This window comes from Vibrio sp. PNB23_22_6 (genome assembly GCF_052877535.1).
Genome location: NZ_JBNFXP010000009.1, coordinates 130,155 through 149,858, shown reverse-complemented (window position 1 = coordinate 149,858; position 19,704 = coordinate 130,155). Strand labels below are relative to the sequence as shown.

The window sequence follows — 19,704 nt, the reverse complement described above, 5'->3', positions numbered from 1 at the left end:
GTGTTTCTAGAATTAAGATATGTAAACTCGTATGAATCTAATGAAATCAAGTATTGCGTTGTTGCTCTCATCGGTTTTGATTCCCGTTCACGCGGAAAATCTTAACGATGCACAAGCCATGCAGAGTAAAACTAACCAAGCGTCGGCAGTGAGCCAAAAACGCATTGATATAAGTGCAGAAAAAGCGCTGACTTTAGAAGCTGAGATTGAACAGCTGCAGGAAGAAGTCAGCAATTTGACAATTTATCGCAACCACCTCGCGAGCCTTGTTGATAGCCAAAACCAAGAAGTAGAAAGTCTTAACGAGCAAATTGAGCAGATTGCTCAGACTCGTCAAGGCGTGGTGCCTTTGATGTACCACATGCTCGATGGTCTTAAAACGATTGTGGCGGAGGATAAGCCAATTCGTAAGGCGCAGCGTGCAGCGCGTATCGAAAAACTCGACGCTATGATGATCCGCGCAGATGTCACAGATGCTGAAAAATTCCGCCGAATTTTAGAAGCGTACCAAATTGAAATGGATTACGGCACTAAGATCGGTGTTTACCAAGGTAAGATCGCCTTGGGTAGCAAGGACCAAATTGAAGCTGATATTCTTTACCTAGGCCGCGTATCGCTTATTGCACGTAGCTTGTCAGGTGAACATTTCTGGCGTTGGTCACAGCAACAAAATGTGTGGCAAGCGGTTGATCCTAATCAAAAGCCAGATCTCGATAAAGCCTTTGCGATGGCAAACAAACAGATCGCACCGAGCATGCTTACTTTGCCTGTGTCTCTAAACGTTGCGGAGGGCAAATAAATGATGAAGAAATGGCTATCGGTCGCATTGATTTCTTGTACTGCGCTTCTCTCTCACGCCACATTTGCAAGCGATGCTCAAGCTTCAGCGAACAAAACCTTGCTGCAGAAAGCGCAACAAGAAAATCGTCAACAACAGTCGCACAACATCGCTCGTGAGTCTGGCTTTATGCAAACCCAACAAGAGCTGCAAGCAATGAAAAACAAGCTTGTGGCTGAGCGATCAGCGCTGCAAGCAGAAGCCGATACACTAGCGGTGACGTTCAGTGAAAATGAAGCGGAACTTGCGCAGTTAGAAGAAAAGCTACGCCTTGAAACTGGCAGCTTGGGTGAGCTATTTGGTGTGGTTCGTCAAAATGCTAAAGAGCTGGAAGCAGAACTTAAGTATTCTGTTACTGGTGTAGATGCAAACTCATACCAGCAAATTATCGACGATATCGTTGCCGCTAAATCACTACCAACGTTGCCGCAGCTTGACGCGATGTGGCGCAGTATGGAAGAGCAAGTTAAAGCAAGTGGTGAGCTGGCGAAGGTGTCATTCACTCTGCTTGATGGTGAAGGTCGTGAACAAACGGTCAACGGTGTTCGCCTTGGCTCATTGGCGCTGCTAAGTGACGCTGGTTACGTGAAGTGGAACGGTCAACGCGGTGATGCGGTGAATTACCTTCGCCAACCAGAAAATGGTCCAACAGCAAGCAGCTTAAAGACCGGTGACATCGACTCAGTGGTGATTGACCCCTCTCGCGGCATACTCCTTGAGCAACTAGCAAACTCGCCAACGATGGCCGATCGCCTGAACGCTGGTGGTGTGGTTGGTCAGATCATTCTTGGCTTGTTAGCGATTGGTTTGATCATTGCGTTGGTTCGCGGTGTATCACTAATGATTGCCCGTCATAAAATCGCCAAACAGCTTAAGAATCCAACTCAACCAGAAGATAACCCACTTGGTCGTATCCTTGCGGTATACCAAAAAGACAAACATCGTAGCGTTGAAGCATTAGAGCTTCGTTTATTAGAAGCGGTGGTGGATGAGCAAACGCATCTAGAAAAAGGTTTGTCGATGCTGAAACTGCTTGCGGCACTGGCACCGATGCTTGGTCTACTGGGTACGGTAACAGGCATGATCGAAACTTTCCAAGTGATCACTCAGTTTGGTAACGGTGATCCGAAAGTCATGGCTGGCGGTATCTCAATGGCACTTGTTACCACTGTACTTGGCTTGGTTGCTGCGATGCCGCTGCTTCTGGCACACAACGTATTGAGCTCTCAAGCTGAGAACATTCGCAATATCCTTGAGAAGCAGGGCATTGGTCTTGTGGCAGAGCAAGCGGAGCGTGATATGGCAAAAGGTCAAAAAGCACCGAACACTGTAGCGGAGAACGCAGCGTAATGGAGCAGATCCTACTCAACACATTGGGTTTGATCAGCCAGGATTGGGCCTCAACTTTGATGCGCTTCATGCAACAAGGTGGCCAAATTCTATGGTGGTTGGCAGCCGTTGTTGCGGTGTGCTGGTTACTGGTGATGGAGCGTGTTCTTTACCTAACAACGGAATTTCCAAAGGTGAAGAAACAGCTTTTTAAGCAGTGGTCAGCAAGAGCCGATCATCACTCTTGGTACGCGCATCAAATCCGCGAAGGATGGATTGCCAAAGCGCACATTGAACTGAACCAAAACCTTTCAACCATCAAAGTACTTGTGGCGATCTGTCCAATGCTTGGTCTATTGGGAACGGTGACTGGCATGATCACGGTGTTTGATGTGATGGCTACACAAGGCAGCAGTAATCCAAAATTGATGGCTTCGGGTATTTCACTTGCGACGCTGCCAACCATGGCAGGTATGGTTGCAGCACTTGCTGGCATGTTTGTGCATGCGCGCTTAAGCAAGGTGTGTGAGCGCAAAGCCCTCCAGTTAGAACAATCTTTAAGGAGTCAGAAGTGAGACTCGGACGTAGAACTCATCGACAGGATGAAGCACAGATCGACTTAACCTCGATGCTGGATATTGTCTTCATCATGTTGATTTTCTTCATTGTGACTAGCTCATTTGTGCGAGAGTCTGGTGTGGAAGTGAATCGCCCCCAAGCATCGAACGTGGTTAGTCAAAAAGACGCGGGCATTTTTATCGCGGTAACCGCAGCAAATGACGTGTACATCGATAAACGTTTGGTAGATATCGAGCGTGTGGAAGCCGCCATTGAGCACCTATTGCTTGAGCAGCCAGACGCGTCGCTTGTGATTCAAGCTGACGAACATGCTTACAACGGTACGGTTGTGAAAGTGATGGATGCGGCAAAGGGTGCAGGCGTGAAGAACATCGCGTTGGCGGCGGAGAAACCTTAATGGGCAGGCTGTTACTCGCACTACCAGCGTCAATAATGATTGCGGTGAGCCTGTTTAGCTTTATGGCGTGGATGATCGATAAAGGCAATCAACGTGCACCTAAACCTTCGGAGGCGGTGCGCTTTGATATGGTGATGGTAGAGAACGATGCTGATGTGCAACGTCGTCAACGCGCTGTACCTGAGCAGCCTGAACCACCAAAATCGCCAGAGCCGATGAATTTGTCTCAAGCTGCAACTCAAGCAGAGCCAATGAGCCAAGTAACGCCAATCAGTGCATTGGGTCTGAACACCGCACTGGATGGTATTGCGATCAGTGCACCGAACCTGAAAGGTATCATGGGTAACCAACAGGCAATGATGCTATACAGCCCAGAGCCTCGCTATCCAAGTAAAGCGGTTAAGCGGAAGATAGAAGGCTACGTGACGATGCGCTTTACAATCGATGCGACAGGCCGCCCTAAAGATATCGAAGTGATTGATGCTAAGCCTAAGAGAATGTTCGAAAAAGAAGCCATTCGTGCATTGAAGAAGTCGAAGTATCAGCCGAAAGTCGAAAACGGTGTTGCGGTCGAGCGCTTTGGGCAAACCAGAAGAGTGGAGTTCAAGTTAGCCAAATGATGAAGCAATTCTTAATTGGTGCAGTATTAAGCCTGAGTGCTTTTACCACTGTCGCGAATGAACTGAGTCAGTACACAGCAACTCGCGTTCAGCGTGCTCATAACCTAGCACAAGAAGAAAAGCTGCAAGAAGCCATCTCCACGCTTGAAAGCCTCGACTTATCTCGCGAATATGATCAAGCGTTTGTTGCTCGGATGCTGGGTATTTTCTATTGGCAAAATGAGCAAGTTAAGCCGGCTATCAAACAACTGGAGAGCGCAGTAAATAGCGGTCTTTTGAACGACGAGCAAGCTTGGCAAACACGTAAGATGCTGGCCGACATGTTGCTCAACGAGCAGCAGTTTACTAAAGCTCTGCCTCACTACTACGACTTGAGCAAATCAGTGTCAAAGAAGCAAAAATCGCACGATATTTGGTTGCGTATCGCACAGTCCCACTATCAGCTAAATCAATGGAACAAAGTGCTTTCTGCGATGGCTCGATACGAGAAGTTGGGTCTGCCAGATAAGATGGCACCACTGTCGATCAAATTGTCTGCGGAACTTGAACTGAAAAAGTGGCAACCCGCAATAGGTACGATCAAACGTTTGATAGCGATTGAGCCAGAGCGTGTGGAGTGGTGGCGACAACTTGTTGCGCTTTATTTGCGAGTGGATGATGACAAGCGCGCACTTGACTCTCTAGCCCTTGCTAAATTGCAAGGCGTTACCTTGAATCAAGATGACTTGAAACTTCTTGCTCAGCTGTATGGCAAGCGTGGTATCCCGGAGCGAGCAGCGAAAGTGTTGGCTGAGTTAAATGACATTAACTCAGACAGCAAACTGAAAGCACAACAAGCGACGTATTGGCAAATAGCGAAAGAGTGGCAGAAGTCGATTGATAGTTGGCGCGTAGCAGCCAAATTGGATCGTCAATACTATTGGAATCTGTCGCAACTGTTAGTTCAGGAAGGTCATTATCAAGATGCGCTTGTCGCTTTAGATAACGTTCCTGGACGCAAAGCGGATGTCGCATTGGTGAAGACTCGTGCGTACTATAAATTAAAGCGACTCGACGATGCCCTCGCTAACGCGAAACGAGCCAATGAGATTGAACCATCCACTCAAGCAGATAGTTGGGTGAAATACCTCTCTCAATTGCGTCACGCAAAAGAGAGTCAAAGCGGCTAGTCTGTTATTGAAAGAAGCCTAAAGACCTGAGTGCAAGCTCGGGTCTTTTTGTTTCAACCCTTCCAGAAACGCTATCGTTGCAGAATATTGAAACGTAAATAATGTAAATTAAATGCCAATACGAATGATTATCACTTAAATTGCAATTCATGGTTATTGGTGATGATTATTTTCTATGTTGTTCAAAAGCAAAGGTGTTCAAACTTGGGCTCGCCGCCTGCACATTTATGTTTCTATGGCGCTTTTAGCGGTGACGCTTTTTTTCGCGTTGACAGGGATTACCTTGAATCGCCCTGAGTTGTTCGAGCGCAGTGAACCCATCATCCAGCAATACACTCTGACTATTCCCTCTCAGATCCTTTTTGAAAGAGAGGGAAACTTTCAACCAAATCGTTCGGCGTTGTTGGATTTCCTTACTCAAGAAAATGAACAGCGTGGAATGCCATCAGCTTTGGACGTCTACACCGAAGTAGAAAATGGAGAATTGGTATTAGGCGAGCTTTCTTTGGATTTTAAAGGTCCAGGTTACAACGCCACCGTTTTTGTTGATATGACAACGGGCCAAGCTGAAATTGAAACCACCCACTACGGCATTGTTGCGCAGCTTAATGATTTACACAAAGGGCGTAATAGTGGCGACACGTGGAAGTGGTTTATCGACATAACAGCAGTGTTAATGGTGTTTTTTGCCCTGACTGGTGTGTGCCTGTTGTTACCAAAGAAGAAAACATTCAGAACGTCGATGCAGTGGATGAGTTTAGGCACCGTATTGTCGTTCGTTATTTATTTTGTTGCTGTGCCATAACAGGTCATATAGAGAGAACCCTATGTTAAACGCAGGTCGATTCTTCCGTCGCCCCCCTTTTTATAAGGCTGCACTTATAGCCGCGCTGATTCCACTTCCTCTTTTGGCGGAACCACTACCAGATAATGCCAAAGTCGATGTTGAATTTGAGTTACCAAAAATCGATACCTCAATGAACGCACGTCCTTATGTGGCGGTTTGGATTGAGGATGAGAAACGTAAACCAGTGAAAACCATCCAGCTTTGGGTTGGTAAAGATGAATGGTTAAAAGACCTTCGTAGTTGGTGGCGCAAAGTCGGTCGTTACGATCGTGAACTGGTTGATGCGGTAACATCAGCAACTCGCCCGGCAGGTCAATATCGCTTTGTTTGGGATGGTACCAACGATGACGGTCAGCGCCTTGAGCAAGGTGGCTATACATTGCATGTAGAAGTCGTGCGTGAGCACGGTGGTCGCAACTACCTGCGTCAAAAAATTCAGTTAGCAGACAAAGAAGCACGCTACCAAATCAAACCAACGGAAGAGACGGGCGTAATCACCGTCAATTACCAAGTCAAGTGATAGAGAAGGAGTAATAATGAAGACCAAAATGAAAGCGGTGGCACTAGCAAGCGTAATGGCAATGGGTTTAGCTGCGGCGACAACGGCACAAGCACATCCCCGTTGGGTTCTTCCTTCTCATTTCACGGTGTCGAAAGAAGGTGGTGATTGGCTAACGTTCGATGTAACCGCATCTCACGGTACGTTTGTTTTTGATAAACCCGCAGGTAGTGAACAAGCGTTTGTGATCATGCCAGATGGTCGTTCTGAGCGTCCTAATTTTGTCGTGCGCGGGAAACGCCGCTCGATGTTTGACTTCTATTTCGAAGAGGAAGGCACACACAAGGTCGCGATCAACAATCAACCGAGCTATTACACCCAATACAAGGCGGGCCGTCGTGACACGGTCAAACGGGCAAAAGCGAGTAAGGCTGACCGTGCGAGCGTTATTCCAGAAAAAGCACGCGATGTGGTGACTCTGCTAAGCTACACCCGTGCAGAAAGCTACGTAACGGTTGGTATGCCGACAGAAAAAGTGTTTGAAATCGAAGGTAAGTGGCTTGAGATGAAGCCGCTTACGCACCCTTCAGACATCATTGAAGGTGAAGAAGTGATCTTCCAATTTTTCTTTAATGGGGAACCTCAACAAGGTGTGACTGCGGAAATTACTCGTGAAGGTACGCTTTACCGCAACCATCAAGAGCAAATCGATGTAGTGAGTGATATAGATGGCAAAATTACATTCACGCCGGAAGTCGCTGGTCGTTACCTGATGAAAGCCAACTATAAAGGTGAGCTGAAAAACGACCCTCTAGCAGATAAAACCAGTGCGAATGTTCACCTGACGTTTGAAACTCAACTTAACTAAGCAAATTGTGGCTCACCGTTAAAGGGGAGCCACTTTGGAATGACCATGAACAGCACCTCCATTCTCAAAATCTCTTTATTGTTCTTCGGACTGGCATCGTTTCAGGCTATTGCACATTTTCCTTTGATGAGTTGCCATCTAGAACAAGAAAAAGTGATCTGCCAAGCTGGCTATTCGGATGGCTCAACGGCAGTGGACTTTGATGTCGAAATGTACGACTACGATGATAACTTGATTGCCAAAGTAAGAACCGATAGGCGTTCCATCGCAGAGTTCCCTCACCCGAAAACGGATTTCTATCTTGTGTTTGATGCGGGTCATGAAAACCCCGTCGAAGTAGATGTGGTTGAGTTACAAGAGAAATGAACACACAAATCGTTCGACCTAATAATGGTAATCGAGAAGGAAAGTGGGTGGCATTGACCGTCACCGTAATCCTTACGGCATCAACGTTCTTATTACCGTACCACCAAGCCGAGACCGAGCACTCGGAAGTGTTCGCTCATCAAGTGTCGATCACTGACCTTGCGCAAGAAGAGGTTGCCATGGTTGCTGAGCTCAAACTCGCTCATGAAGAAATTCGAGATCTTCGTGTAGACGCTGACACGTGGCCGGAAGTGAGTGAGTTAGAAGCATTTTGGATTGCACCATTTGTACAAGACCAAAGTTGGCAGCGTAAAGGTTCGCACCAATGGAAACGACTCGGTTCCGGACTTTATCTCGGGCTGAGACAGGATGAACAAGGTGCAGCGTCTATGCTCCTCGATAGCCGTAATGCTCAGGCAGACATCTGGTTTTCACAGGCTGTTGGTATTGTGCAAGCTAGCGCCTTGATGAAGCAAGAAGATCGTCAACGTCAAGGTTGGCTGCAAATCGTTCTCGTGCCGTCACCTTCTTCCAATTCACATGATCACTAAGTTCAACATAAATGAAAATAACGATGATAAAACGTGTTCTATTACGCCGTATTATGGCCGTAAGTGTGTTGCTTGCGGTCTCTGCTTCGAGCATCGCTGCAGATAAGCTAACTATTGGTATCACTCTGCAGCCTTATTACAGTTACGTTAAAGCTGTGGTAGGGGATAAAGCGGAAATTCTTCCGCTGGTGGATGCGGGGTTTAACCCACACAACTATTTACCACAGCCGAATGACCTAAAGCGCTTAAATCAAATGGATGTCATCGTGGTAAATGGCATTGGTCATGATGATTTTGCGCTGAAAGTGATTCAGGCGGCCCAGCGAAATGATCTTGTCGTGATTGAAGCGAACGAAGAAGTGCCTTTATTGCCTGCGATGGGGCAATCGGTGGGCAAAGGCGCGGTTAACCCGCATACTTTTGTTGGCCTATCGACCACGATTCAAAAGGTGTACACCATTGCGAGTGAACTGAGCAAGCTCGATCCTGACAATGCAGTTTACTACCGAAAGAATGCGCGTAACTACGCCAAAACATTTCGTTTGTTAAAGCGTGACGCCATGTTGTCTTTAGGCCAATTGAATACCGCTGGGATGAAAGTAGCAACGACGCATAATGCCTATGGTTATATCTTGCAAGAGTTTGGTGTCGATGTGGCTGCCGTGATTGAGCCTGCTCATGGCGTTGAGCCAAGTGCGAGCCAACTGCAAGGAACCATCGAGAAGATCCGTCAATCTGGCATCGATGTGCTGTTTTACGAACTGAACATGCCTAACCGCTTTGTCGATACGATTGAAGAAGCGACAGGTGTTCAGCTTTATCGCTTTTCGCACATGACGCATGGGGAATATGAAGCAGATAAAGTTGAAGTTGAAATGCGTAACAACGTGGCGACGCTAATCGACGCGATGAAGTTTGTAGCAAGTAAGCACGAGCAGGAGAAAGCCTGATGCTCGGTCCGTCTATTTCAATCGATGGGGTGAGCTTGCAGTACGGCGGTAACCTTATTCTTCAAAATATCCAAACTCAATTTGAGGCGGGTCAATGCCACGTGATCATGGGACCAAATGGTGGCGGAAAAACGTCGCTGTTACGTTCTGTGTTGGGCTTAACCCAATTTACGGGGGATATCTCGATGCATTGGCCAAACCTTAAGCAAAACCAGCAATTAGGCAAAATTGGCTACGTACCACAAAAGGCGATGTTTGAGGCAAGTTTACCTCTGACAGTGATGGATTTTGTGTTGCTTAACCAAACACGCGTACCTCTGTTTTGGCGAAGAAAAACCAAACAAACTCAACAAGCGCTAGCTCAACTAGATCGTGTGGGTATGGCTGCCCGCAGTGATCGTCGAATGGGGCAATTGTCCGGCGGTGAGCAACAACGCGTGTTATTTGCGCAGGCGTTATTAGATGATCCAAGCCTACTCGTGTTAGATGAGCCAACAACAGGCATGGACGAGCAAGGGGTTCGTTATTTAGAAGGTTTGATTCTTGAAGTGGTGGCAGAAGGAAAAACAGTATTAGCGGTTCATCACGATGTCACAGCGGTGCGCCGCTTAAATGCACAAGTACACGTAGTGAATCGCCAAATTGTGGCTTCAGGACATCATTTAGAAGTGCTAAGTCCAGAGCGTATTGAATCTCTATTTAAGCATTACACAGCAAAAGTGGAGGCCGCATAATGGAGTGGTTAAGACAACTCGCACTTCGTGGCGTAGAAGCTGGCTGGTTAAGTGAAAGCTTCGCTTACGCCTTTATGGTTAATGCGATTGTTGCTGCGTTAATTCTAGGTCCGCTGTTAGGTGGGCTCGGAACATTAGTCATTGCCAAGCGTTTAGCATTTTTTTCTGAAGCGGTAGGTCACGCAGCACTGACAGGCATTGCCATCGGCGTTTTACTTGGAGAGCCACCGGAAAATCCGTTTATTGGGTTGTTCAGTTTCTGCATGATATTCGCACTATTGCTGCATTTTGTGCGTAATCGAACCAATGTTCCTTACGATACACTTGTTGGGGTTTTTCTCGCATTGGCTTTGGCCGTCGGTGCGGCATTGCTGATGTACGTGGCTCGTAAGATCAACATTCATATGCTCGAGAACGTGTTGTTTGGCTCAATTCTCACGGTAACAGACAGAGACATCACGATTCTGGCGGTGAGCTGTTTGATTATCCTGCTACTATTGATCCCGACATTTAACCGAGTTTTACTCACCTGCATCAGCCCGGACATCGCGCGTGTGCGAGGCTTCAATACCAGTTTTTATGATTATTTGTTTGTCATGATGATCACTCTGGTGACGATTGCGGCGGTAAAGATCATTGGTGCAGTGCTCGTGGGGGCACTCTTATTGATCCCTGGCGCGACGGCAAGGTTGCTGACTAAGCGAATGGGTAGTTTCGTTCTGCTTTCATCATTGTTGGCCACCGTCGCTTGCCTGATTGGTGCCGTTCTTCCTATGGAGTTTGAACTTCCTATTCCGTCAGGTGCATCAATCATTATTGTCTCGGCAGCGTTCTTCCTAGCCGCGACGATTTACCGAATCATGAATAACGCGTGATCCTTAATCCGAATAATAGAATATGAATACAAAAAAAATAAAGATGAGCTTGAGTTTGGTGGTGATGAGCACATTGACACCATTTACGTTTGCTAAAGATATCTTAACCAGCACGCCGGTTACCTACATGATTTCACAGCAGTTGATGCAAGGAACGGGTATTGAAACGACGTATTTACCACCTAAACGTTATGGTATTGAGCGTGTCGCTAACTGGTTTGCGAATCAAGGTCAAGAGCAAGTGATTGAAGCGGGTAAGTCGGCAACGGTGGCGATTACTCTAGGGGCAATTTGGCACCAAGACCCGACTTATGTCTATGCAAGACAAGGTAATATTCGATTGATTGAAATTGATGCATCGCAAGCGATTTCTCCTCGTGCTCAAGGTGTTGCCGTATTGACTCTTGATAAGGGTAAAACGTCGAAGTACGCGTGGTTGAACTCGGTTAACTTGATTCGAATGGCATCGATTGTCGGAGAGGATCTGCAAAAAATTTACCCTGAGCACCAAGAGGCGATTGAGAAAAACCATCAGGGTCTCATGCTAAAAATGCGTGAACTGATTAACCAGCAGCAAGAAGCGATCTTTGAAATGGAAATGGATTCAGTCATATTACTCGATGAATCGTTGGAAGACTTTGCGTCAGGCAATCAACTGTTTGTTGCTGGTCGTCAATTCAAACCTGAGTTGGAGTGGTCAGAGGCAGATAAACATTCTTTAAAAGCTCAATTTGAACAGGATAAAACACTAAGGATCGTGACGAGTAGACGACCGTCAAATATGCTAAAGGCTCTGGTTTCACCGCACAGAATACTGCAAGTTGACTCTGTTGATCGTATGGGCAGTAAAAGTATCAAAATTGAGAAGCCACTCGCACGTTGGCGATTGTGACACGGTAAATACCACACAAATTATGAAGTGGAATGAAAAGTTCCCTTTTTTATTGTGATTTAGGTTAAATAATAACCAGAAATGTAGATGGTTTAGGGGGAAAGCATTTGTTTCAGCTGTGTTTCATTACTACCTTGTTACCTGTTCGTTGCGATTGATGTCTAATTTCTTGCTGTCGGGGCGAACCGGTACAAACAACTATATGGATGTTAACAATGAAAATGAAAACTCTAGCCGTTGCAGTGGCGGCACTAGCATGTGGTACACAGACTTTCGCAGCAGAAATCTATAACAGCGATGGCACGTCAATGTCTATCGGTGGTTACGTTGATGTGGGTATTGGTGAATACTTTGAAGACAATGTAGGCATACACCAAGTGTCTCCACGCATCAATGTCGTTGGTAAGCAAGACATTGGTAACGGCGTAACAGTCGATGCAAAAGGTGAGTGGGCTCTAAACTACCTAGACGGTGGCGATACTTCATTCACTACTCGTTTAGGTTACATTGGTGCGACGCACGCAGAACTTGGTCGTGTAGTAGCAGGTACTCAGTGGTCACCTTACTACGATGTAGCAGGCGTAGCGGATATGCCAATCGCGTTTGCCAATGACTTCTTGTACTACAATCACGGTAATTTAGGTACAGGTCGTGCGAATAAAATGCTGAGCTACAGTAATGCTTATGAGTTTGGCGACGGTTTTGGTTTAGGCTTAGCTGTGGGCTGGCAAGGTAAGTATGAAGGTTATGATGATCGTGGCCAAATTGCACTGGGCACAGAGCTAGCAGGTTTTGGTCTAGGCTACACATACAGCGGCGGTGATGTAAAGGTTGGTACTAAATCAGAGTCGGCGACGTCTCATGTGATTTCTGCTAATTACGGTGAATACGGTTCAGGTCTGTATGCAGCCATCGTATACGGTATGAATGATCATTTCTTCACTTACGATGGAACGACATACGCGAAAACCGTTCAACTTGACGGTCTATTGGCGTACGGCGTCAACGACTGGACATTCAGTGTGAACTACGAGTCGGTAGAAGACGACAAAGCGAGTAAGACGCTTTACAGCGAGTCGGCGATTCAAGCTGAATACGCTGTGACATCCGCTTTCTATACGTTTGCTGGCTACCAGTTTGACCTAGGCAACGATATTGGTAACAAAAAGAACGATTGGTGGACAATCGGCGCTCGTTACTACTTCTAATAAATAGAACCGTTTCTTCTGCCTAAACACATTTATTGTGTTGACGCCTACTCGCTATGAGTAGGCGTTATTCTTTTGCATTTTCTTGTGGAGGAGAGTCATCGCTTAGACTCAAAGAGAATGCGTAAAAATACCCGCAAGTTGCGGGCATTATTTCGGAATTAGATGAACGTTTACTTGGCTTCTAGCAGATCTAGGAAGAAGGCATATTCTAAGGCATCTTCTTTTAGTCGCTTGAATCGACCAGAGGCACCGCCATGACCTGCCTCCATATCGGTTTTGAAGATTAGGACGTTGCTGTCTGTTTTCATCTCACGCAGTTTGGCTACCCACTTCATTGGCTCAAAATATTGAACCTGCGAGTCGTGCAATCCTGTTGTCACAAGCATGTTCGGGTAATGTTGCGCTTTTATATTATCGTATGGCGAATAATCAAGCATGTAGTCGTAGTAGGCTTTATCGTTTGGATTGCCCCACTCATCGTACTCGTTGGTGGTTAGAGGGATGGATTCATCCAGCATTGTCGTAACCACGTCTACGAATGGTACGTGAGCACCAATACCACGATATAACTCTGGCGCTTGGTTGATAATCGCGCCCATAAGCAAGCCTCCGGCGGAGCCTCCTACCGCAAAAACTTTCTCTTTTGCACCATAGCCTTCTTCAACCAAACCTTTTGTCACATCAATAAAATCGTTGAAGGTGTTTTGCTTGGTTAACTTCTTGCCATCTTCATACCATGGACGACCAAGCATTTCAGAACCACGAATATGGGCAATGGCGTATACAAAACCGCGATTGAGCAAACTTAAGCGAGTCGAGCCGAAAGTAGGCTCAATGGTTGAGCCATAAGAGCCGTAACCGTATTGATAGATAGGATTTGTGCCATCTTTCTTGAACCGATCTTTACGATAAACCAGAGAAACAGGTACTTTCTTTCCATCACGAGCTGTGATCATTATACGCTCGGATTGATAATCATCGGCATTAAAATCGCCCAGTACAGGTGTTTGTTTCATGGTCTCTGACTCTCCGCTATTGAGGTCGAAATCATAGTAAGTACCTGGCGTAGTTAAGCTACTGTAGTAAATGCGAACCTTGGAATTGTCCAGTTCGTTGTTGCCAGTGAGATAGGCAGCAAAGGCGGTGTCGTTGAATGTTAGCGGGAACTCTTTCCCTGTTGAAAGCTGACGAATCTTGACGGTTGAGAGACCATCCGCGCGTTGCTCGTAAACTAAGTGATCATCAAACAAATCGAAGTCGACAAGCTGAGTCTCATTGTCAGCGGCGATGACATCTTGCCATTTAGCGCGATCATGCATTTCGTTTTTATGAACTTTCATCAGACGGAAATTTACGGCTTGGTAGTTCGTGTAGATGTAATACCAGTCATTGAGCTTCGCAATGCTGTATTCGATACCTTGTTCACGCGGGTAGAATGGCTCTGCTTTTGCGTCAGGATCGTTTGCATCAATTAGAGAGACACCACTGGTTTCAGTGCTGGAGTGCCAAATATAAACTTGCTCATTATCCTTACTTGTACTGAGGTAAGTGTAATAGGCGCTATCGGTTTCTTCGTAGATCAGTACATCTTGGCTTTGTGGCGAACCCAATACATGGCGGTACACTTGGTAGCCAAGCAGTGTTTGTGGATCTTTCTTGATGTAGTAGAAGGCTTGGTTGTCGTTCTGCCATGCTATCGCGCTTGATGCACCTTCAATTTCATCGTTGAGGTATTCACCTGTCGTTAGGTCTTTAATCTTGATGGTGTAAATACGACGACTGAGCGTATCTTCGCCATAAGCCAACATGTTTTCATTTGGGCTCACGTATAAACCGCCGATATTGAAGAACTCGTGCTCTTTCGCTAGCTCGTTGACATCCAAGATAACTTGCTTGTCTTTGCCAGCAAAATCTTTGGCTCGTAGATGCACTTCGTATTCATTGTCGCCTGTGACTTCATTCGAGTAGTAGTAACTGCCTTTACGAACCGGTACTGAATTGTCGTCTTTTGCAATACGGCCTTTGATCTCTTCGAACAGTTGCTCTTGAAAGGCTTCGGTGTGCTTTAGAACTGTTTCCGCATACTGATTCTCTTGCTCAAGATGCTGCAAGATTTCTGGATCTTTACGCTCATCATCACGCATCCAGTAGTAGTTATCGACACGAATATCGCCATGAATTGTCATTGCATGAGGAACTTTCTTCGCAACGGGTGCTTGTGTTTGTTGAGCAATGAGCTGCGATTGGGAGTGGTGGTTCATGGTTGGTATTCCTTGATTGCTGCATCCAGCGACGAGCGCGACCGATACGGCGAATGTGGTTAAAGTGAAACGCATCTGTATATCCCTATTTTGTACTTTGCTCGTTTTAGTATCAGCACCTCTTGTTGTTGAGAGTTAAGGTACGTTTGTATTCTTCCGGTGATGTATATAAGCAACGGCTCTTTTTAGCAAAGAATAGCGGAGATGTTAAATGCTAAAGCTGGCGGATGGGAGCTTGGAGACAAGAAGCGTGCAACAAAAAGAGACACACTTTTCAGCATGTCCCTTTGAATAAGGTGAGGTCACTAATTTAGATTGCCAATGGCATTTCGTTCGAGTGATCGTGTTTGTGATTCACCCAGCGTAATCCTAGCATTGCGATGATTGACATTGCCATCATCAAGACACCAAGTGGCATTTGATCTTGAGCCGGGAAAAACGACGCGAATAGTGTCGCAATACCCGCACCTAGGTTTTGCATACCACCCAAAATCGCACCACCCGTCCCCGCGTGATATGGGAATGGTGAGAGTGCGCCTGTTGTCGCTGCCGGGAACAAAATACCAGCACCCAAGAAGTAAATGGTTGCACCGCCAATCAGAGTTAACGCTGTCGTTAGACCAAACAGACCCGGAATCAACACGACTGCTGAGCCAACTAGGATAGCCACTAGACCTACATTCAGAGCGCGGCGCTCAGAGCGACGTTGTGCAATGTAGCTCGATAAGCCAGCGCCGACTAAGTAACCCGGGATCGGTAATACAAACAGCAAGCTTACTGTGGTTGCTGGTAAGCCAAGTACACCACCTAGTAGCACACCAGCCGCAGCTTCAAATACTGCGACACCAGCAAAAGTAGCAACAAGCACCAATAGGAAACCTTGGAATCGTTTGTCAGACAGTACGAACTTGTAGCTCTTTGCAACGGATTCATATTTGCGTCGCTCTTTTGGTAATGTTTCCATCATGCTTGTCATCATGGTGATCACAACGGCGATACCAAATAGAGCAAGGAATAAGTAGCTAGAGCGCCAACCGAAAGCTTCTGTTAGGTAACCGCCCAACACTGGTGCAATAAGTGGTGAGAAAATTACACACATGCTGATCAAACTGTTTGCGCGGTGCAGTTCTGCACCTTCAAAGCAGTCACGAGTCAGAGTACGAGACATTGCGCCGCCACAGCCGATCCCCAAGCCTTGAATAAAGCTACCTGCTAGGAACCATTCGTACTGGTGTGCGAACAGCGCCACCAACGTACCGATGATGTAGATGATTAAACCGACGATGATGATCGGTTTACGGCCAAGGCGATCAGACAATGGACCGTACACAAATTGCGATAGACCATAAGGGATTAGGTAACACGCCATTACCGCTTGAAGTGAAGACGCTGAAACTAAAAATTCACCCGCCATATGACCGATAGAAGGTACGTACATCGTTTGAGTCATTTGACCTACGGCAGTCAGGATTGCAATTAAAAAGGTAAGTTTCGCTAATGGAAACGAGGCGGGCATTTGCGTATCTCTCCAAAAAATTAGGGCGTAAAAAACTTTAGCTCTCTATGGCAGAGTGCAGAGTAAATTAATTGATTAGGGATTCTAGGCGCGAGATATTAGAGCTTGAATGCAGAGTTAGCAATCATAAAGTGTGAAGTTGAACAAGATAAAAATCTATGATTTTGATTAGAAAAACTAATCTTTTTTTGCAGGAGGGCTCAAGACAAAAAAAAGGAGCCGAAGCCCCCTTTGTAATACATGCGTTATGCGCGACCTGAAGCGTATGCGTATAGCAGTTCTAGTGCGATCGTCGCGCCCGCTAGAGCGGTTACATCACTGTGGTCGTAAGGAGGGGAAACTTCCACCACGTCCATACCCACGATGTTCATACCAGCAAAACCACGAATGATTTTCAGTATCTTGTCCGAGTTTAGGCCACCACATACTGGTGTGCCTGTCCCTGGAGCAAATGCCGGATCAAGACAGTCAATGTCAAACGTAACATATACTGGTTTATCAGCAACCGTGCGGCGTACCTCAGCCAGAATCTCTTCTACTGACATGTCGTTTGCCTGCATCGCGTTGATGACATTGAAACCGTGATCTTGTTGCTCATATTCAGTACGAATACCAATTTGCACTGAGTTCTTTGCAGAAATTAGACCTTCTTTCGGTGCATGGTAGAACATGGTGCCATGGTCGTAAGAACTGCCGTTTGCGTAAGTATCAGTGTGCGCATCGAAGTGAATCAGTGCCATTTGGCCATGGTGCTTCGCGTAAGCACGCAGGATTGGCAGCGTGATGAAGTGATCACCACCTAAACCTAGCATGGTCTTGCCACTCTTTAGAATTTCGCTTGTCGCTGCTTCTAGACGGTAAGTGAAATCCTCTGCGTCACCACAATCGAACACAAGGTCGCCGGCGTCGATCACTTTCAATTTATCAAATACGTTGAAGTCCCATGGGAACTTCTTGCCTTCCCAAGCAAGGTTGACTGACGCACGACGGATCGCATCTGGCCCCATACGAGCACCAGGGCGACCAGAAGTCGCCATGTCCAGAGGAACGCCAAGCACGACAACGTCAGCGTCTGCCGATACAGGGTTTTTGATGTACGGTCGACGTAGAAACGACATAGAGTTGGAGTAAAGCGAATAATCGGTTTTAGTAAACAAATCATTCATATTAGAAGTCCTCTAAATAGGTGTAGCCAGCTAAACCTTGTTCCAGCTCAGCTAGGATTTGTGCTTGTTCATTGGCTTCAACACGCTCGGAAACCAATTGTTTGTAATTGTCACGAATCGCATCTACGTCGATATGAACGTAACGCATCATGTCTTCTACGCTATCACCTTCGTTGATGTAGCTGATCTCAAATTGACCATTCTCATCAACGTTGACTACTGCACTGTGGGTATCACCAAATAGGTTGTGCATGTCACCAAGGATCTCTTGGTATGCACCTACTAGGAAGAAGCCCATTAGGTACGGCTTGTCTTTGCTCCATGCTGGTACGGGTAGCGTGCTCTCAATGCCTTGACCGTCAACGTAGTTGTCGATTGCGCCATCGGAGTCACAAGTGATGTCCAACATCACCGCACGACGCTCTTCCATATCACCTAGACCAGAAAGTGGTAGAACAGGGAATACCTGATCAATACCCCACGCATCTGGCAGAGATTGGAAAAGAGAGAAGTTCACGAAGAACTTATCCGCAAGACGTTCGCTCAACTCATCCAAAATTGGACGGTGGAAGCGGTTCTTAGCACTCATCTGGTGATTTAGCTCGAAGCAAATGCGCAGTGACAATTGCTCTGCCCATGCTCGTTGTTCGAGGTTCAGTACGCCAGTAGCAAATTGCGAGTGTACCTCTGCCAAATCACTTTGGGTATCATTATAAATTTCAATCAGAGCACGCGCATCGGTACCATCTTGTAAGTTCTCCCAGCTGCGCCACATATTCTGTAGCAAGATAGGGGCATCTTCTGCGGGTGCGAACACGTCTTCTGGCTGGTATGTTTCTGTACCAATCACGTTCGAAATAAGTACGGCGTGGTGTGCCGTCAATGAACGGCCAGATTCTGAGATGATCACTGGCATTGGTTGTTCGTACTGTTGGCATACATCGCCAACAGTATTGACGATGTTGCGTGCGTATTCAGCCAAACCGTAGTTCATTGAGTTCGAAGATTGACTGCGAGTGCCGTCGTAGTCGACCGCCAAGCCACCACCCACATCGAAGTAATCAATGTTTGCGCCCATTGCGCGCAGTTCACAGTAAAAGCGAGCAGACTCGTTCACACCATTGCGTACGTCACGGATGTTCGCCATCTGTGAGCCTAGGTGGAAGTGCACCAATTGCATGGTGTCGAGCTTGTCTTCGCGTTTTAGGCGCGCAATCACGCTTAATACTTGCGATGCAGACAGACCAAACTTAGATTTTTCACCGCCGCTCGCTTGCCATTTCCCCGCACCTTGAGACGCTAGGCGGATACGCAAACCGAGACGCGGGGTGACACCCAAACTTTTCGCTTCTTCAAGCACCAAATCAAGTTCAGTCAGTTTCTCGAGAACGATAAATACTTTATGACCTAGCTTTTCACCAATAAGCGCAAGACGTACGTATTCACGGTCTTTATAGCCGTTACATACGATCACAGAGCTGCCTTGTTGAGCAAGAGCCAGTACTGCAAGAAGCTCAGGCTTACTGCCGGCTTCAAGTCCTAGCTGCTTCGTCTCAAGTTGAGCTTGGCTTGCAAGGATTTCATCAACGACTTCACGCTGCTGGTTTACTTTAATGGGATAAACCAACAGGTATTTATTCGGATATTGGTATTCTTCAATTGCTTGGTTGAAAGCTTGGCAAATACCGTGCACACGTTGATGCACGATTTGCGGGAAGCGTACGAGTACAGGCAGATTTAACTGCTTCGCTTCTAGCTCATTCACAATGGCACTGAAAGGGATTTGGTGTTTACGGTCACTACGAGGTGATACATATACCTCGCCTTGGTCATCAATTCCGTAGAAGCCTTGGCTCCAGTAGTGAACGTTGTAGTCCGCGCGAATGCGGTCTAATTTGGATGCTTTTTCCACATCGAATCTCACAAAAATGTACTTAAGTTCTTAATTTAATAGAAGAGAAAGTACAAAAAAGCAAATCATGAGGCGATAACCTCATACCCTGACACGAACTCCGTGTGCGCGCATTAACGGACAA

Annotated in this window: 20 protein-coding genes; 16 read left to right on the top strand and 4 right to left on the bottom strand. The window is 46.5% G+C overall.

Features of this window, described 5'->3' with window-relative positions; translation table 11 throughout:
* Positions 1 to 31 precede the first annotated feature (31 nt).
* The 16 genes from ACVA54_RS09945 (at position 32) to ACVA54_RS09870 (ending at position 12,722) form a co-directional block, all read left to right on the top strand.
* Positions 32 to 799, top strand: a complete 768-nt coding sequence (locus ACVA54_RS09945) for a DUF3450 domain-containing protein (protein WP_172438056.1) — start codon at positions 32 to 34, stop codon at positions 797 to 799.
* Entirely contained in the window at positions 800 to 2,188 is a 1,389-nt protein-coding gene (locus ACVA54_RS09940; protein ID WP_446649565.1) for a MotA/TolQ/ExbB proton channel family protein, read from the top strand.
* Positions 2,188 to 2,742, top strand: coding sequence for a MotA/TolQ/ExbB proton channel family protein (locus ACVA54_RS09935; protein ID WP_099078336.1), 555 nt, complete (start codon positions 2,188 to 2,190; stop codon positions 2,740 to 2,742). The genes ACVA54_RS09940 and ACVA54_RS09935 overlap by 1 nt, the downstream gene beginning before the upstream one ends.
* A complete protein-coding gene (locus ACVA54_RS09930; RefSeq protein ID WP_099078335.1) occupies positions 2,739 to 3,143 on the top strand; it encodes an ExbD/TolR family protein in 405 nt (134 codons plus the stop codon). The genes ACVA54_RS09935 and ACVA54_RS09930 overlap by 4 nt, the downstream gene beginning before the upstream one ends.
* Complete coding sequence (locus ACVA54_RS09925; RefSeq protein WP_099078334.1) at positions 3,143 to 3,763, top strand: energy transducer TonB; 621 nt, start codon at positions 3,143 to 3,145, stop codon at positions 3,761 to 3,763. Before ACVA54_RS09930 ends, ACVA54_RS09925 begins: the two co-directional genes overlap by 1 nt.
* Complete coding sequence (locus ACVA54_RS09920) at positions 3,760 to 4,932, top strand: tetratricopeptide repeat protein (protein WP_119464282.1); 1,173 nt, start codon at positions 3,760 to 3,762, stop codon at positions 4,930 to 4,932. The genes ACVA54_RS09925 and ACVA54_RS09920 overlap by 4 nt, the downstream gene beginning before the upstream one ends.
* 175 nt (positions 4,933 to 5,107) lie before the next feature.
* A complete protein-coding gene (locus ACVA54_RS09915; protein WP_446649564.1) occupies positions 5,108 to 5,737 on the top strand; it encodes a PepSY-associated TM helix domain-containing protein in 630 nt (209 codons plus the stop codon).
* 22 nt (positions 5,738 to 5,759) lie between these two features.
* Entirely contained in the window at positions 5,760 to 6,299 is a 540-nt protein-coding gene (locus tag ACVA54_RS09910) for a DUF2271 domain-containing protein (RefSeq protein WP_099078331.1), read from the top strand.
* Between the two features lie 16 nt (positions 6,300 to 6,315).
* Entirely contained in the window at positions 6,316 to 7,146 is an 831-nt protein-coding gene (locus tag ACVA54_RS09905; RefSeq protein ID WP_099078330.1) for a DUF4198 domain-containing protein, read from the top strand.
* A gap of 45 nt (positions 7,147 to 7,191) precedes the next feature.
* Positions 7,192 to 7,512, top strand: a complete 321-nt coding sequence (locus ACVA54_RS09900) for a hypothetical protein (RefSeq protein ID WP_099078329.1) — start codon at positions 7,192 to 7,194, stop codon at positions 7,510 to 7,512.
* Positions 7,509 to 8,063, top strand: coding sequence for a DUF6162 family protein (locus ACVA54_RS09895; RefSeq protein ID WP_099078328.1), 555 nt, complete (start codon positions 7,509 to 7,511; stop codon positions 8,061 to 8,063). Before ACVA54_RS09900 ends, ACVA54_RS09895 begins: the two co-directional genes overlap by 4 nt.
* A 23-nt stretch (positions 8,064 to 8,086) precedes the next feature.
* The gene (locus tag ACVA54_RS09890) at positions 8,087 to 9,013 is read left to right on the top strand and encodes a metal ABC transporter solute-binding protein, Zn/Mn family (protein ID WP_099078327.1); all 927 of its coding nucleotides are present in this window, start codon (positions 8,087 to 8,089) and stop codon (positions 9,011 to 9,013) included.
* A complete protein-coding gene (locus ACVA54_RS09885; RefSeq protein ID WP_446649563.1) occupies positions 9,013 to 9,747 on the top strand; it encodes a metal ABC transporter ATP-binding protein in 735 nt (244 codons plus the stop codon). The genes ACVA54_RS09890 and ACVA54_RS09885 overlap by 1 nt, the downstream gene beginning before the upstream one ends.
* Positions 9,747 to 10,622 carry a metal ABC transporter permease gene (locus ACVA54_RS09880; protein ID WP_099078325.1) on the top strand — a complete coding sequence of 292 codons (876 nt, stop codon included), beginning with the start codon at positions 9,747 to 9,749 and terminating at the stop codon, positions 10,620 to 10,622. The genes ACVA54_RS09885 and ACVA54_RS09880 overlap by 1 nt, the downstream gene beginning before the upstream one ends.
* A 22-nt stretch (positions 10,623 to 10,644) precedes the next feature.
* Positions 10,645 to 11,514 carry a metal ABC transporter solute-binding protein, Zn/Mn family gene (locus ACVA54_RS09875; protein WP_446649562.1) on the top strand — a complete coding sequence of 290 codons (870 nt, stop codon included), beginning with the start codon at positions 10,645 to 10,647 and terminating at the stop codon, positions 11,512 to 11,514.
* Between the two features lie 215 nt (positions 11,515 to 11,729).
* A complete protein-coding gene (locus tag ACVA54_RS09870; protein ID WP_446608901.1) occupies positions 11,730 to 12,722 on the top strand; it encodes a porin in 993 nt (330 codons plus the stop codon).
* A gap of 173 nt (positions 12,723 to 12,895) precedes the next feature.
* On the opposite strand, the gene ACVA54_RS09865 is transcribed toward ACVA54_RS09870, so the two are convergent.
* From ACVA54_RS09865 to speA, 4 genes are all read right to left on the bottom strand, one after another.
* On the bottom strand, positions 12,896 to 15,061 hold the full coding sequence (locus ACVA54_RS09865; RefSeq protein WP_446608900.1) for a S9 family peptidase: 2,166 nt from the start codon (positions 15,059 to 15,061) through the stop codon (positions 12,896 to 12,898).
* 235 nt (positions 15,062 to 15,296) lie between these two features.
* Complete coding sequence (gene emrD, locus ACVA54_RS09860) at positions 15,297 to 16,502, bottom strand: multidrug efflux MFS transporter EmrD (RefSeq protein ID WP_446580678.1); 1,206 nt, start codon at positions 16,500 to 16,502, stop codon at positions 15,297 to 15,299.
* A 245-nt stretch (positions 16,503 to 16,747) separates the two neighbouring features.
* The gene (speB, locus tag ACVA54_RS09855; RefSeq protein WP_099078320.1) at positions 16,748 to 17,668 is read right to left on the bottom strand and encodes an agmatinase; all 921 of its coding nucleotides are present in this window, start codon (positions 17,666 to 17,668) and stop codon (positions 16,748 to 16,750) included.
* Between the two features lies 1 nt (position 17,669).
* Positions 17,670 to 19,580, bottom strand: a complete 1,911-nt coding sequence (gene speA, locus ACVA54_RS09850) for an arginine decarboxylase (RefSeq protein ID WP_446649561.1) — start codon at positions 19,578 to 19,580, stop codon at positions 17,670 to 17,672.
* Between the last annotated feature and the right edge of the window lie 124 nt (positions 19,581 to 19,704).